The 13,405-nt window shown below is 71.8% G+C and carries 16 protein-coding genes; 5 read left to right on the top strand and 11 right to left on the bottom strand.

Annotation, left to right across the window (positions count from 1 at the left end; genetic code table 11):
• Positions 1-31: 31 nt before the first annotated feature.
• From BLV72_RS44930 to BLV72_RS44915, 4 genes are all read right to left on the bottom strand, one after another.
• Positions 32-856 carry an ABC transporter permease gene (locus BLV72_RS44930; RefSeq protein ID WP_093469710.1) on the bottom strand — a complete coding sequence of 275 codons (825 nt, stop codon included), beginning with the start codon at positions 854-856 and terminating at the stop codon, positions 32-34.
• Positions 853-1,662, bottom strand: a complete 810-nt coding sequence (locus BLV72_RS44925; RefSeq protein ID WP_093469708.1) for an ABC transporter permease — start codon at positions 1,660-1,662, stop codon at positions 853-855. Before BLV72_RS44925 ends, BLV72_RS44930 begins: the two co-directional genes overlap by 4 nt.
• Positions 1,659-2,609, bottom strand: coding sequence for an ABC transporter substrate-binding protein (locus tag BLV72_RS44920; RefSeq protein ID WP_093469707.1), 951 nt, complete (start codon positions 2,607-2,609; stop codon positions 1,659-1,661). The genes BLV72_RS44925 and BLV72_RS44920 overlap by 4 nt, the downstream gene beginning before the upstream one ends.
• A 62-nt stretch (positions 2,610-2,671) precedes the next feature.
• Positions 2,672-3,403, bottom strand: coding sequence for a dienelactone hydrolase family protein (locus BLV72_RS44915; RefSeq protein WP_093469705.1), 732 nt, complete (start codon positions 3,401-3,403; stop codon positions 2,672-2,674).
• 317 nt (positions 3,404-3,720) lie between these two features.
• Between BLV72_RS44915 and BLV72_RS44910 the strand changes: the two genes are divergently transcribed.
• Entirely contained in the window at positions 3,721-4,227 is a 507-nt protein-coding gene (locus BLV72_RS44910) for a mycothiol transferase (RefSeq protein WP_086708049.1), read from the top strand.
• Positions 4,228-4,314: 87 nt separating this feature from the next.
• Complete coding sequence (locus BLV72_RS44905; RefSeq protein ID WP_093469704.1) at positions 4,315-5,094, top strand: ArsR/SmtB family transcription factor; 780 nt, start codon at positions 4,315-4,317, stop codon at positions 5,092-5,094.
• A 27-nt stretch (positions 5,095-5,121) separates the two neighbouring features.
• Here the strand turns inward: BLV72_RS44905 and BLV72_RS44900 are convergent, their stop codons facing one another.
• Positions 5,122-5,790 (bottom strand): pentapeptide repeat-containing protein, encoded by a 669-nt coding sequence (locus BLV72_RS44900; RefSeq protein ID WP_093469702.1) that lies wholly within the window; start codon positions 5,788-5,790, stop codon positions 5,122-5,124.
• Positions 5,791-5,999: 209 nt separating this feature from the next.
• On the opposite strand from BLV72_RS44900, the gene BLV72_RS48555 reads away from it, so the two are divergent.
• The gene (locus BLV72_RS48555; protein ID WP_093469701.1) at positions 6,000-6,263 is read left to right on the top strand and encodes a hypothetical protein; all 264 of its coding nucleotides are present in this window, start codon (positions 6,000-6,002) and stop codon (positions 6,261-6,263) included.
• Positions 6,264-6,465: 202 nt separating this feature from the next.
• Positions 6,466-6,717: a hypothetical protein gene (locus tag BLV72_RS44890; RefSeq protein ID WP_093469699.1), complete on the top strand. Its 252-nt coding sequence runs from the start codon at positions 6,466-6,468 to the stop codon at positions 6,715-6,717.
• Between the two features lie 76 nt (positions 6,718-6,793).
• Here BLV72_RS44890 and BLV72_RS44885 read toward each other — a convergent pair whose 3' ends face one another.
• From BLV72_RS44885 to BLV72_RS44860, 6 genes are all read right to left on the bottom strand, one after another.
• Positions 6,794-7,969, bottom strand: coding sequence for a damage-control phosphatase ARMT1 family protein (locus tag BLV72_RS44885; protein ID WP_093469698.1), 1,176 nt, complete (start codon positions 7,967-7,969; stop codon positions 6,794-6,796).
• A 40-nt stretch (positions 7,970-8,009) separates the two neighbouring features.
• Complete coding sequence (locus BLV72_RS44880) at positions 8,010-8,852, bottom strand: pentapeptide repeat-containing protein (protein WP_093469696.1); 843 nt, start codon at positions 8,850-8,852, stop codon at positions 8,010-8,012.
• A 77-nt stretch (positions 8,853-8,929) separates the two neighbouring features.
• Positions 8,930-9,169 (bottom strand): hypothetical protein, encoded by a 240-nt coding sequence (locus tag BLV72_RS44875; protein ID WP_093469695.1) that lies wholly within the window; start codon positions 9,167-9,169, stop codon positions 8,930-8,932.
• A gap of 35 nt (positions 9,170-9,204) precedes the next feature.
• Entirely contained in the window at positions 9,205-10,347 is a 1,143-nt protein-coding gene (locus BLV72_RS44870; RefSeq protein ID WP_093469693.1) for an inorganic phosphate transporter, read from the bottom strand.
• A gap of 227 nt (positions 10,348-10,574) precedes the next feature.
• On the bottom strand, positions 10,575-11,783 hold the full coding sequence (locus BLV72_RS44865) for a flavin-dependent oxidoreductase (protein ID WP_093469692.1): 1,209 nt from the start codon (positions 11,781-11,783) through the stop codon (positions 10,575-10,577).
• On the bottom strand, positions 11,783-12,160 hold the full coding sequence (locus BLV72_RS44860; RefSeq protein ID WP_093469690.1) for a YybH family protein: 378 nt from the start codon (positions 12,158-12,160) through the stop codon (positions 11,783-11,785). Before BLV72_RS44860 ends, BLV72_RS44865 begins: the two co-directional genes overlap by 1 nt.
• Positions 12,161-12,281: 121 nt before the next feature.
• On the opposite strand from BLV72_RS44860, the gene BLV72_RS44855 reads away from it, so the two are divergent.
• The gene (locus tag BLV72_RS44855; protein ID WP_244321331.1) at positions 12,282-13,229 is read left to right on the top strand and encodes a LysR family transcriptional regulator; all 948 of its coding nucleotides are present in this window, start codon (positions 12,282-12,284) and stop codon (positions 13,227-13,229) included.
• Positions 13,230-13,405: the final 176 nt, after the last annotated feature.

Genomic DNA, 13,405 nt, shown 5'->3' with positions numbered 1-13,405 from the left:
GGGTGCGGGGACGGGTCCTGCGTACGGGTCGTCAGGAGCGATGCGCGGCACGGTGTCTGCCGAGAGCCATGCGTTCGACGGTGAGCAGCACGCTGTTGAGCAGATGGCCGAGCGCGCCGAGCAGCACCATCACCGCCCACACCGTCAGCAGATCGGAGCGGGTCTGGGCGTCGGTGAGCTGGAAACCTATGCCGTCGGCGGTGCCGGGCAGCAGCTCCGAGAACACCATCAGGATCAGCGCGAGCGACAGGCTCAGCCGCAGCCCCGCGAAGATGCGCGGAAGCGCGGCGGGCAGATACAGCAGGACGATCCGCTCGGCGGGCCGCATCCGTACGGTGGCGGCGACGTCCAGCCGCAGCGGGTCGATGCCGCGGACCCCCTCGGCCGTATTGATCAGTACGGGCCAGATGGCGCCGAAGACGATCGAGGCGAGCTGCATCGGCGTGCCGAGGTCGAAGACGACGACGAAGACGGGCACCAGCGCGGGCGGGGGCACGGCGCGGGCGAACTGCAGCACCGGGTCGCACAGCGCGTACACGGTGCGCGAGCGGCCCAGAGCGAGCCCCAGCACGATGCCACCGGCCGCGGCGAGGGCGAATCCGGCGAGCACCCGGCCGAGGCTGGGCAGCAGATCGCGGACCGCCGCGTCGGTGAGGAACGCCCGTCCGGCGGGGCCGGAGAACCACAGGTGATGGCCGTGCTCGACGATCCGGGCGGGGGTCGGGTAGAACACACTGCCGTGGGCCCGCGCGGCGAGCTGCCACAGCACCACCGCCACCACCGGCACGCCGAGGCGCAGCGCCAGCGTCCGGGGCAGCCGCCGGACGGTGCGGAGCCGAGTGGCCTGCGCGGTCATACGCGGCTCCCGCGGTGCTCGGGCGCCCAGGGGAACAACCGCCGTTCGACCGCGGTGAGCGCGAGATTGACGACGAGGCCGAGCGCTCCCGCCCACACCACACCGGCCAGCACATCGCGGGTGCCGTCGGTGGCCATGCCGGCCTGGGCGATGAAGGTGCCAAGACCCTCGCCGAACCCGGCGAGGATCTCGCCGGCCACGGCGAGGATCAGGGCGGTGGCCGCCGCGATGCGCACCCCGGCGGCGATGAACGGGGCGGCCGAGGGCAGACCGGCCCTCAGCAGGACGGCGAGCCGCCCGAAGCCGAAGGCGCGCAGCGTGTCCTTGGCCAGCGGATCGGTCTCGCCGAGCCCGTAGACGGTGTTGAACAGCACAGGCCAGACACAGGCGTAGGTGACCAGGGCGATCGTCGTCTCGCTGCCGGCGCCGAGCAGCAGTGACACCAGCGGGATCAGGGCCACCGACGGCACCGGGCGTAGGAATTCGATCAGCACCCGCGCGGCCTGCCCGGCCGCCGGCACACTGCCCAGCAGCAGCCCGAGGGGGATCGCGAGGGCGCAGGCCAGGGCGAGCCCGGTGGCCCATGCCTCGAGGGTGGCGCCGACGCCGTTCAGGAAGGCGGTGTCGCCGCCGAGTTCGACGGCCCGTACCAGCACCTCGGAGGCGGGTGGCAGGAACGCGCGCCGCACCATTCCGGAACGGCTGAGGGCCTCGCAGGCGGCGAAGGCCAGGAGCACGCCGACGGCGCCGAGCAGCGCGTCCCTGGCCCGCCCGGTGCGCTTCCGCCTGGCCGTCGCGGGTCTCACCTGGCGGGCTGGTAGAGGACGGCGGCGGGGTCCAGGTCCTTGGTGAGCAGCTTCTGCGTCCGCATCAGGGCGATGAGCCGCTTGAGCTGGGTGGCGCTGGAGGTGGCCGGGTAGTCGGGCAGGCCGATGGTGGCCGCTTCCGACGCCTTGATCTTCGTATAGCCGGGCAGCGCCTTCTCCACGGCGCCACGGTCCTTGGCGGCGACGGCCTGGGCGGCGGTGATGGCGCGCTGGAACGCGGCGGCGGACTTCGGGTACTTGTCGATGAACGTGTCGGTGGTGACATAGCCGCTGAGCGGCAGTCCGGCGGTGGGCGTCGCATTGCCGTCGATCACGGTACGCGCCTTCAGCTCGCGTTTGAGCGCGGTGAGGAACGGCTCGGCGGCGTGCACCGCGTCCACCTGGCCCCGCTCCAGCACCGAGCCCATCTGCGGGAACGGGACCTGCCGGTACTCGGGCAGCCCGGCCCCGGCCTTGCCGAGGACGGCGTTGAGGGTGAGCGACTGGATGTTGTTGAGGATGTTGACCGCGATCTTCTTGCCCTTGAGGTCCCGCGGCCCCTTGATCTTGGAGTCGGCGGGCACCAGCACCTCCATCATGTGCGGGGCATTGCGCGCGCCCTCGGCCAGCACCCGAGTGGCCAGGGTGCCCTTCTCGCGGGCCTGGAGGAACGTCACGAAGTTGGCGCCGCCGATGACGTCCACCTGGCCGTGGGCGAGTGCGGGCAGCGCCTGGACGCTCTGCTGGACCGGCTGGACGCGGACGTTCAGCCCCTCCTTCTCGAAGAGCCCCCGATCGATGGCGATGTGCAGCGCGGCCACATCGGCGAGCGGCAGTCCGGCGACCGTGATCGTCTTCTTCTCCGGCCCGCCCCGGGCCCCGGACTCCTCATCGGAGCCGCCGCATCCGGCGAGAAGCACGGCGGTGACCGTGGCGGTCGCGGCCAACTTTGCTGAGCGAAAGCGCAGTTGGACTCTCATGGCATTTCACGATAGGGGTCGTCAGCTGTTCACACCATGGCCGGGAACACCTCGTCGAACAGGTCGAGCATGGCCCGCCAGGCCCGTTCGGCGGAGGCCCGGTGGTAGCCGATGCCCGGGCGGGTCGTGGGATCGGGGTCGAGGTCCGGGTGGGTGAAGCTGTGCAGGGCGCCGCCGTGGATGGTCATGCGCCAGTCCACTCCGGCGGCCCGCATCTCCTCCTCGAAGGCCAGCCGCTGCTCGACCGGGATGATCGGATCCTCCGACCCCACGCAGACCAGGACCTTGCCGGTGATGTCGGCGGCGTCCTCGGGGCGGGTGGCCGTCAGACTGGGGTGGAAGCCGACCACGGCCTTGAGGTCCGCGCCCCCGCGGGCGAGTTCGAGGGCCATGGTGCCGCCCAGGCAGTAGCCGATGGCCGCGAGCCGCGAGGAGTCGACCCTGGGCTCGGCGGTCAGCACGGCGAGCCCGGCTCCGGCGAGGGCGCGCATGCGGTCGGGGTCGGCGAGCAGCTCGTCGACCCGGGCGAACATCTCCTCGCGATCCTCGATGAACCGTCCACCCCCGTGGTAGTCGAGGGCGAAGGCGACATAGCCGAGCTCGGCAAGCCGGTCGGCGCGCTCGCGCTGGTGATCGGTGAGGCCGGGGCCCTCATGCGCGATCAGCACGGCGGGGCGCCGGTCCGTTCCCCCGGGCAGCGCCAGATGGCCCACCATGGTCGTGCCGTCCACGGGGTATTCGATTCGCCTGGTCGTCACCATCGCCGCGCTCCCTTGTCCTCGACCGTGTTCTTGGGGGTTCCCGGACTCTTGGGGGTCCCTGGGCTCTTGGGCCTTCTTGGGCGCCGAGCCGGATAGGGGGAAGCTAACAGCGGCGGCGCGCCGGGCCCGTGCTTCTTCGCCCGTGGCCGATTCGGTCTGCCGACAGCGAAGGCGAACGCGGCGACCAGACGGTGCTCGACCGCTACTTCACCCTCGTCCCGCCCGTGTGCATCGCATCCCGGCGAGTCGGCACCCCACGGCCCGCGCCGCGGGGTGAAACCATGGCCGGAAGGTAACCACGAGCGAGGGAGCCGTGAATGAACAGCGCCGATCTGCTGGCCGACGCCTTTGAGCGGGTGCGCGAGGAGGTGCAGGCGGCCGTGGACGGGCTTTCCGAGGACGAGCTGGCCGTACGGCTCGACAGCGGGGCCAATTCGATCGCCTGGCTGGTGTGGCATCTGACCCGGGTCCAGGACGACCACATCGCCGACGCGGCGGGCACCGAGCAGCTGTGGACGTCCGAGGGCTGGGCCGAGCGGTTCGGTCTGCCGTTCCCGCCGGACGCCACCGGCTACGGCCACCGGAGCAAGGACGTGGCGGCGGTGCGGGCGGACGCCGAACTGCTCGCCGGGTACTACGACGCCGTCCACGAGAACACGCTGGCCTTCGTGCGCGGCCTCCGCGACTCCGATCTCGACCGGATCGTGGACGAGCGGTGGACCCCGGCGGTGACCCTCGGCGTCCGGCTGGTCAGCGTGATCGGGGACGATCTGGAGCACGCCGGGCAGGCGGCGTTCATCCGCGGCGCGATCCGCAGGCGCTAGCGCGGAATCACGGAAGACGGGGGCCGTCACACCGCTCGCATTGACATGCAGGCAATCGCCTGCATAACGTGCGGTGTGAGCTCAGAGATGGACAAGGTCTTCAAGGCGCTGGCCGACCGGACCCGGCGGTATCTGCTGGACATGCTGCATGAGCACAACGGCCAGACGCTGGGCGAGCTGTGCCGGCGGCTGGAGATGACCCGCCAGTCCGCGACCCAGCATCTGGCCGTCCTGGAGGCCGCCAATCTGGTCAGCACGGTGCGGCGGGGCCGCGAAAAGCTCCATTACCTCAACCCCGTCCCCCTCAATGAGATCCAGGAGCGCTGGATCGACAAGTTCGAGCGCCCGCGGCTGCGCGCGCTGAGCCGGGTGAGACGACAAGCCGAGAAAGCCGAGAAAGCCGAGGAAGCGATGGCCGACAAGCCGGCGTTCGTGTACGTCATCTATATCGAGAGCACACCGGAGAAGGTCTGGCACGCGCTGACCGACGCCGACCTCACGGCCGCGTACTGGGGCCACAGCAATGTGTCCGACTGGCAGGTCGGCTCCCCGTGGGAGCATCGGCGGACGGACGGCTCCGGCACCGCCGATGTCGTCGGCACGGTCGTGGAGAGCTCACCGCCCACCCGGCTGGTGACCACCTGGGCCGCGCCCGACGCGGATGCCGCCGCCGAGCCCTCCCGGGTCACCTTCGACATCCAGCCGCACGGCGACATCGTCCGGCTCACCGTGACCCATGAGAACCTGGCCGACGAGGCCGAGCGGACCGCGGCGGCCGGTGGCTGGGCCGCGGTGCTGTCCAACCTGAAGTCGCTGATCGAGACGGGGAGTCCGCTGCCGCAGCAGCCCTGGCTGATCCCTCAGTAGACCCCGGCCACCATGGGACGTGGGGGTTCACCGTGCGGCCCCACCGTCCCGGACCGCGATCCCCAGGGCGTCGGCGAGCATCGGCGCCAGCTCCATCAGCTGCCCGCCGCCGATGGTGGCGCCACCCAGCGCGTCATAGCCATCGGCGATCTCCAGCCGGGTGGCGCCCCGCAGATCGACCTTCGCCATCCGCGCCTTGCCGAACCGCACACCCTCCAGCGCCGACCCGGGAAACGCCACCTCGGTCAGCTCCGCGCCGCCGAGGTCGACATCGCGCAGCAGACAGTCCACGAAGGTGACGCCGCGCAGCGTGGCGGTGCGCAGATTCACCGACTCCAGCTTGCACCGGTGGAAGACCACCCGGTGCAGCCGCGCGGAGAACATCTCCAGGCCGGCCAGCACACAGCCGCCCAGCTCGCCGTCCAGCCAGTCGGTGTCCGCCAGATCGGTGCCGACCCAGCGCACCCCGTCCAGCCACACCTCATTGAACCGGGCCCCGCGACCACGGCCCCCGGTGAAGGTCACCGAGGAGAACGCGGATTCGAGGAACCGGGCGTTGTCGCAATTGGCCCCGTCGAACGCGTCGCCGTCCAGATGAACGGTGTCGTAGTCGCCGCCCTCCGCCAAGTCCCCGTCGAACGGCCGCAGATGGTCGGCGAAGGGCAGATCGGCGAGTTCGCGGGGGGACGGCGCCATGCGGGGCTCACTTTCCTGGGGTGCGGACGGCGTGCGGGGGCGATCCTGCCATCCGGGTCGGACATCCCCGCGGGGACCGGCTGACACCGGAGGGGATGGCGTACGCCGTGCGGGTCACTCCACGGTGCGCTTACCCGACTTTCCCCCTCATTTCTCCGTTAAATCTGATCGTCAGATATCTCGCTCTGCGACCCAACACGGAGGAATCCATGCAGATCGCGAAGAAGGCCGCCCTGCTTGCCGCGACCGCCAGCACCCTCGTTCTCCTCGGCACCGGCACCGCCACCGCCTACGGCAACGGCGGCGGCTCCGACAGAGGCGCCGACGTTCCCACCAGCGTCAATCTGTCCAGCTTCATCTTCCAGACCAACGACTGCGACACCTCCACCGGCACCACCCTCTCCACCGCCGGCGCCGCTCCGAGTGGCGAGATCGGGATCGGCAGCACCTGCATCAACTCCATTGGCGGGTGACCTCCGGCGACACCTCGGCGGCCACGGTCGCCGAACCAGGGGGCTCCCCTCATCGCTCCGGCGATGAGGGGAGCTTTCTTTTCGGATCGGATGGTGCGCCGAACGGGTCACTCTTCGGTGCGCTTACCCGGCTTTCCCCGCACCTTCTCCGTTAAATCTGATCGTCAGATATCTCGCTCTGCGACCCCACACGGAGGAATCCATGCAGATCGCAAAGAAGGCCGCCCTGCTGGCCGCCACCGCCGGCACCCTCGTGCTCCTCGGCACCGGCACCGCCACCGCCCAGGGCTACGGCAGCAGCGCCGACGTTCCCACCACCTTCAACCTGTCCAGCTTCATCTTCCAGAGCAACGACTGTGACACCAGCACCGGCACCACCACCTCCACCGGCGCCGCCGCCCCGAGCGGTGACCTGAAGATCGGCAGCACCTGCGCCAACCTGATCGGCGGGTAACGTCGGAACATCACGGCGGCCACGGTCGCCGGCCCTTGCGCTCCCCTCCGCCCTCCGGGGCGAGGGGAGCGCGCCCTCACCGCCGCACCTGGATCAGCGCATGGGCGCCGCTGGTGCGCCAGTGGTCCTCGTGCGCGTCCAGCGCGGCCACGGTCCGCTCGTCGAGGCCGACGATGACATCCGACTTAAGGGTGCGCAGCGCCGCCACCGGGCCGGGGAAGTAGGCGGTGCGGTCGGCGAAGGAGGTGGTCGGGGGCCACAGCCGGTCGCCGACGAGGCGGCGGTAGTTCAGATCGCCCTTGAAGACGGTGAGCGTGGCCGCGGCGAACTCGCTCCGCAGATCGGCGGGCATCTCCTGGTACGGCAGCGGGGCCCGGAAGAAGTCATGCGCCCGCACCCTGAGCCGCCCGTCGCCCATGGCGGCCCAGAGCCGTCTGCCGGTTCCGGCCGCGGCGCCCTCCGCCCGCACCAGACGGCGCAGACAGTCGACGACATCCTCGGTGGTGGCGTCGGAGACGTAGTACGGATACGGCTTCACCTGCAGCACCACCCGCTCGGCGCGCCCGTGGTGGAGCACATGGTCGATGAGGACGAGGTCGGGGAGCAGTTCCCGCCCCGCGTTGTCCGCCACCACGCACAGCGTGGCCGGGGAACCGGCGGGCAGCAGGGACCACAGCGCCTCGGAGTCGTCCGCGACCAGCGGCGGGGTGTCGGCGCCGCTCGCGTCCGCGGCCGATGAGGAGATACGGAAGCCCAGGTCCGCGCGGTTGCCCCACAGTGAGCCGTGCACCAGCGCGTCGGCCTGTTCCCCGGCGGGTTTGCGCAGGATGTCGTCGAGGGTGGCCAGTTCGGACTCGGCCTCAGGGGTGTGCAGCTCGGCCTGTTTGAAGGGGCGGAACGGGTCGACGCCCCGCCAGGGGCCGTCGGCGAAAAAGCCCACGGCCTCCAGGAGCCGGCGGTAGAAGTAGCTCTCCGCCCACAGGAACGGCACATCGAACCAGGACCGGCCGAAGTGCTCCCGGCCCCACTCCGCCCAGCGGTCGTGGTCGTACGCGGTGGGCGGGAGCGGGGTGATGGTGCCCTCGGCGGCGTTGTCGCGCAGCGCGTCGAGGGCGCGGTGCTGCTCGGGACCGTACGGGAAGGCGTCGCGCACCTTCTCGATCAGTGCGGGATGGCGCTCGGCCAGCACACTCCGGGCGAACGATCCGGGTTCATCGCTACGGATCACGGGCGCGTCGACGGTGTCGGACATGGCAGTCAGGGTCGCACACCGCACCGTGGCGAGGAGGGGATCACCAGTGCGCGGGGCGGGTGAGGGACGGGGGCAGCCGGGTGGCGGCGTCGCCCTTGGCCGCGGCCAACTGGGACTGGGTGAGGAAGATCGCGCCCCGGAGGTCGGCCGCGCTCAGGTCGGCGTCCCGGAAGTCGGCCCCGATCAGATCGGCCGCCGTCAGATCGGCGCGGGTGAGGTCCGCCGCGATGAGGCAGGCCCCGCGGAGGTTGGCGCCCCGCAGATCGGCTCCCCTGAGGTCGGCGCCGATGAGATCGGCTCCCCGGCGGTTCTTCTTCTTGCCCGGGATCCGGGCCCGTATCAGCTCGCTCGTCCGCAGCAGCAGCTGATTGACGCTGTCGCGGTGGGCCGCCACATCGAGCTCCATCAGCTCGGGGGCGCTCCCGTGGGTGAGGCGCTCCGTCTCCCGCAGCGCCCGGCGCACCGCGCCGTGGACGGGCCGGGCGGCCGGCAGGGTCAGGGCCTCGGTGAGATACCAGAGCAGCTCATGGAGGTGGCGCATGGTGGGGAGGACGGCGAACATCTCGGAGGCCGTCCCGGGGTGCCGCCGCCAGTCGCGGCCCTCGAAGGTGAGCTGGGAGACCTTCTGCCCGGCGCCGAAGCAGTCGTAGACCGCGCAGCCCTTGAAGCCCTCTTCGCGCAGCCGGGTGTGGATACCGCAGCGGAAGTCGGACCGGAGGTTACGGCAGGGCTCCCCCGCGCCCTTGCCGATGGCGAAGTCCGCGGAGGCGGCGAAGGGCAGGGCGACACAGCACAGCCCGAAGCAGCTGCCGCAGTCGGCCCGCAGGGCGGTGCGGTCCGCGGCGGCCGGGCCGGAGGAGGGGGTTTCGGTCGGATGTGACACCGTGCGTGGTCTCCCGCGTGGACAAGAGCACCGCGATGCGGGCGGTGCTCGGTTGCGTTCCATTGTCGCAAGCGGGCTCAGCCGGGAATGATCAGGTCGATCCCATAGGCGGCGATCGCCAGGCAGGCGGCGAAACACACCACCGCCGCGGCCACCGCCACCGTGTCCGAACGGCCGCGGCGCGCCCCGTGGCGCGGTACGCCGCCACCGGCGCGGGCCCAGGCGGCGACGCCGAGGGAGAACATCACGACCACCAGGACGGTGACCCCGAGGCTGACCCCGAAGACCCCACCGATCGTGCCCCAGGTGGTGCCCATACGGATCAGCTCCTCAATTGAGGGTCGTATCCGGGTCAGACGGTCCGGTCCAGGCTGCGCTCGGCGGGCTCGGAGACGCCCGACTCGTTCACGTTGTCCGGGTTCACCGGGCGACGGCGCGAGAGGGCGTAGAAGCCCACCGCCGCGGCCACGGCGATGCCCGCCACCAGGGTCACCCCCGCGTTGCCCCGGTCCGCCACCCAGGCCGCGACACCTCCCACGGCCGCCGCCGCGGGCAGGGTCAGCAGCCAGGACACGGCGATCCGCCCCGCGATCCCCCAGCGCACATGGGCCAGCCTGCGGCCGAGCCCGGCCCCCAGGATGCTGCCAGTGCACACCTGGGTGGTGGACAGGGGGAAGCCCAGATGTGAGGAGGCCAGGATCACCGCGGTGGCACTGGTCTCGGCGGCGAACCCCTGGGGTGGCTGGATGTCGGTCAGCCCCTTCCCCATGGTCCGGATGATCCGCCAGCCGCCGGCATAGGTGCCGAGCGAGATCGCCAGCCCCGCGGCGAGCACCACCCACCACGGGGGCCCGGAGCCGTGGCCGAGCACACCGCCGGCGATGAGGGTGAGCGTGATGACCCCCATCGTCTTCTGCGCGTCATTGGTGCCGTGGGCGAGGGCCACCAGGGACGCGGATCCCACCTGGCCCGCGCGGAACCCCTTCCGTGTCGCGGGGGCGGCCGCCCGGTGGGTGATCACATAGGCGAGATAGGTCGCCAGCATGGCCACCGCACAGGCCACCATCGGTGAGGCGACCGCCGGAACCAGGATCTTCTTCACGATCGCGGCGAAGCGCACCGCGGATTCCCCGGCGCCCACCCACACCGCGCCGATCAGCCCGCCGAACAGGGCGTGCGAGGAACTCGACGGCAGCCCGGCGAGCCAGGTGATCAGATTCCACAGGATCGCCCCTATCAGCCCCGCGAAAATCATGACCGGGGAGACCTTGGCGTCGTCGACGATGCCATTGGAGATCGTCTTGGCCACTTCCGTGGAGAGAAACGCCCCGGCCAGATTGAGCACCGCGGCGACGACGACGGCGATCCGGGGCGACAGCGCCCCCGTGGCGATGGACGTGGCCATCGAATTGGCGGTGTCGTGGAAGCCGTTGGTGAAGTCGAAGGCCAGTGCGGTGAGGATGACGGCCACCAGAAGGAAGGAGACGGAGTCCATTCCCGACCTCCCGCACCAGGAGTGGTCCGGCTCGTCGCCGCGTCGGACCGTCTCGTGAAGACCGCTGTCTGTTGTCCACGCTAAGCGCGGCATCAGGAGGGCGCCAACGCTGGCTCCGGCCCAACGACCGGACCGGGTCGGCGCCATGGACACCTCGTCACCCGGCCGCGGTGCGGCAGCGGCCGGCGCGGTGCGCCCCGCCCCCTCCGTCCCGCCGACCGGACGGCTCACCGGCAGCTCAGGGAGGCGCGGGCGTTGAGCGTGCGGACATCGCCTCCCGTGTTGTCGCGGTAGGTGTCGGTGACGCGGGCGAGCTCCTCGGGGGTCCGCGCACCGGCCCGGTTCATGGCCCGGTTCGCCCGGACGACGGCCGCCGTCGCCTCGCGGCGCTCGGTCTCGTAGCGGGCCAGCGCGGTCGGCACATCGTCCGCTCGCGCGAGTTCGCGGGCCAGGACGCGGGCGTCCACGACGGCCTGGGACGCGCCGTTGGCCCCCACCGGATACATCGGATGCGCGGCGTCGCCGAGCAGGGTCACCCGGCCGCTCCCCCAGCACGGCAGTGGCTCGCGGTCGACCATCGGGTATTCGAGGATCTCGCCGCTGTTCACCAGCAGACCGGGCACATCGAGCCAGCCGAGCCGCCAGTGGTCGAAGTACGGCAGCACATCGGCGAGCCGGCCGGCCCGGTTCCAGGCCGCGTCCCCGGTGAGCGGTCCGGGCTCGGACACCCGCACCTGGCAGACCCAATTCACCCGGCCGCCGCCGATCGGATACGCGACCAGCTCGGCGTCCCCGTCGCGCACGATCACCATCGAGCGTCCGGTGAGAAACGGCTCGGCTCGCGTCGTGCCCCGCCACATCCGGATGCCCGACCACAGCAGCGGACCGTCCTGCGGGTGGAGCGCGGCGCGGACCGCGGAGTGCAGCCCGTCGGCGCCGATCAGTGCCCGCGTCGCGCTCTCCTCGACCGTCCCCGTCGCCCGGTCGAGGATGCGTACGCGCACGTTTCCCCGCTCCCTGGGCCCCGCCCCTTCCGCGGAGTCGTCGAATCCCACGACCCGCGCCCCGGTGCGGACCGCGTCCGCGCCCAGGCGCTCGTGGACCGCCGCGAGGAGCAGCCGCTGCAGCTCCCCGCGGTGGACCGAGTACTGCGGCCAGCGGTAGCCCTGGGCCATGCCCCGCGGTTCGGTGAAGACCCGGCGGCCGAACCGGTCGGCGTACACGTTCTCGGCGGTGGCCACGCCGGTGGCGGCGAGTTCGTCGCCGAGGCCGAGTTCGATGAGCTCGCGCACCGCGTGCGGGAGCAGGTTGATCCCGACGCCGAGTGGCCGGATCTCCCGGGCGCTCTCGACGACCGCCGTCCCGACACCGGCCGCGTGGAGGCTCAGGGCGGCGGTCAGCCCGCCGATCCCGGCCCCGGCGATGAGCACACTCATCACTCGGCTCCGGCCCCGGGGCGGATCTCGGGGCGGTCCATGATGCGCAGCCAGGTGCCGTCCGGCTGACGGCGGGCCACCTGCACCCGGCCGCCGGTGTGGTCGGCGGGGCGGGTCGAGGTGAGGGCCAGATCGCCGTAGCGGACGGTCGGCAGCGCCTCCTCCGCCTGGAAGGGGCGCGGGGCGTGCGCCAGCATCCGCTCGCAGACGGCGCGGATCGCCTCCCGCCCGACGGTCGTGGCGCCCGGCGGGTAGGCGAGCACCGCGTCGGGCTCGTAGAGCTCGGCCAGCCCCTCGGCGTCACCGGCGTTGGCGCGCTCCACGAACAACCGGGCCAGATCCTCGGGGGTGGTGGCGCGGGCACGGGTCTCGGTCATGGTCGACTCCCTTCGACTGCCTTGCGACCGCCTTGTGGCTGTCTTTCGGCTGTCTCCAGCCTCCGGCGGGCGCGATCAGAAGTCCAAGAGATGGTAAGTCTGATTGCTAGAATCATTGGTTATGGAGCTACGGCAACTTGAATACTTCGTGGCGGTGGCCGAGGAGCGGAACTTCACCCGGGCCGCGGAGAAGGTGCATGTGGCCCAGCCCGGGGTCAGCGCACAGATCCGCCGGCTGGAGCGCGAGCTGGGCGAGCAGCTGCTGGACCGCTCGGGCCGCTCGGTGCGGCTGACCGAGGCGGGCGCGGCGGTGCTCCCCTACGCACGGGCCGCGCTGGCGGCGGTGGAGGGCGCCCGGCTCGCGGTCGACGAGCTGACCGGACTGCTGCGCGGCCATGTGGCGGTCGGGACGGTCACCTCGCACAGCGTGGATCTGCCGGGGCTGCTGGCGGAGTTCCACGACGCCCACCCGGCGGTGGAGATCACCCTCACCGAGGCCACCTCGGACGAGCTGCTGGAGGGCCTGCGCACGGGACGGCTCGACGCGGCGATCGTCAGCGTGGGCGCCTCGACCCCGGCCGGTGTCGAGCTGGAGGTGATCACGGACCAGCCGATCGTGGCCGCGGTCAGCCCGGGCCATGAGCTCGCCGTGCACTCGGCCATCTCGCTGGACACCCTGCGGGGCCGTGCGCTGATCAGCCTGCCGCGCGGCACGGGGCTGCGCACCCGGATCGACGAGGCGTGCGCGGCCGCCGGTTTCACTCCGCATATCGCCTTCGAGGCCAGCGATCCGGAGGTGCTGGCGCAGCTCGCCGAGCGGGGGCTGGGCGCGGCGATCCTGCCCGGCGCGTTCGCCGAGGCGCGGTCGGACCGGCTGCGGTCGGTCCGCATCGAGCGGCCGGCCCTGCGCGGGCGGCTGGCCTTCGCCTGGCGGGCGGACGGTCCGAGCGGCCCGGCCGGCCGGGCCCTGGTCGAGCGCGCCCGCACCGCCCTGGCGGACCGTGCGTCCACCACGTCGGCCACCTCGGCCCCGTCCGCCGCCTCGGCCCCTGACCGCGCCGCCGGGTAAGGAGCCGTCTTCCCGCACCCGCGTGGCAGGCCCCATTGACAGCCCACCAGGGCAGATTCCAGAATTGCCGCATGATCAGGCACCGGTTCGACTCGACGGGACACCTTCGCGCCCCGGACCGGACCGGGTGTGAGCGCTCGGGCCTCTAATCGGGACTCTCCGCATCCCGCGGCCAA

The organism is Streptomyces melanosporofaciens, from assembly GCF_900105695.1.
Taxonomy (GTDB): domain Bacteria; phylum Actinomycetota; class Actinomycetes; order Streptomycetales; family Streptomycetaceae; genus Streptomyces; species Streptomyces antimycoticus.
The sequence above is the reverse complement of the archived record's forward strand: the minus strand, read 5'-3'. Positions and strand labels throughout refer to the sequence as shown.

What these genes read in the sequence shown, in the direction of transcription:
- BLV72_RS44930 (WP_093469710.1), bottom strand. Translation starts at nt 856, where the DNA reads ATGACCGCGCAGGCCACTCGGCTCCGCACCGTCCGGCGGCTGCCCCGG.
- BLV72_RS44915 (WP_093469705.1), bottom strand. Translation starts at nt 3,403, where the DNA reads ATGGTGACGACCAGGCGAATCGAATACCCCGTGGACGGCACGACCATG.
- BLV72_RS44910 (WP_086708049.1), top strand. Translation starts at nt 3,721, where the DNA reads ATGAACAGCGCCGATCTGCTGGCCGACGCCTTTGAGCGGGTGCGCGAG.
- BLV72_RS44905 (WP_093469704.1), top strand. Translation starts at nt 4,315, where the DNA reads ATGGACAAGGTCTTCAAGGCGCTGGCCGACCGGACCCGGCGGTATCTG.
- BLV72_RS44900 (WP_093469702.1), bottom strand. Translation starts at nt 5,790, where the DNA reads ATGGCGCCGTCCCCCCGCGAACTCGCCGATCTGCCCTTCGCCGACCAT.
- BLV72_RS48555 (WP_093469701.1), top strand. Translation starts at nt 6,000, where the DNA reads ATGCAGATCGCGAAGAAGGCCGCCCTGCTTGCCGCGACCGCCAGCACC.
- BLV72_RS44890 (WP_093469699.1), top strand. Translation starts at nt 6,466, where the DNA reads ATGCAGATCGCAAAGAAGGCCGCCCTGCTGGCCGCCACCGCCGGCACC.
- BLV72_RS44885 (WP_093469698.1), bottom strand. Translation starts at nt 7,969, where the DNA reads ATGTCCGACACCGTCGACGCGCCCGTGATCCGTAGCGATGAACCCGGA.
- BLV72_RS44875 (WP_093469695.1), bottom strand. Translation starts at nt 9,169, where the DNA reads ATGGGCACCACCTGGGGCACGATCGGTGGGGTCTTCGGGGTCAGCCTC.
- BLV72_RS44870 (WP_093469693.1), bottom strand. Translation starts at nt 10,347, where the DNA reads ATGGACTCCGTCTCCTTCCTTCTGGTGGCCGTCATCCTCACCGCACTG.
- BLV72_RS44865 (WP_093469692.1), bottom strand. Translation starts at nt 11,783, where the DNA reads ATGAGTGTGCTCATCGCCGGGGCCGGGATCGGCGGGCTGACCGCCGCC.
- BLV72_RS44860 (WP_093469690.1), bottom strand. Translation starts at nt 12,160, where the DNA reads ATGACCGAGACCCGTGCCCGCGCCACCACCCCCGAGGATCTGGCCCGG.
- BLV72_RS44855 (WP_244321331.1), top strand. Translation starts at nt 12,282, where the DNA reads ATGGAGCTACGGCAACTTGAATACTTCGTGGCGGTGGCCGAGGAGCGG.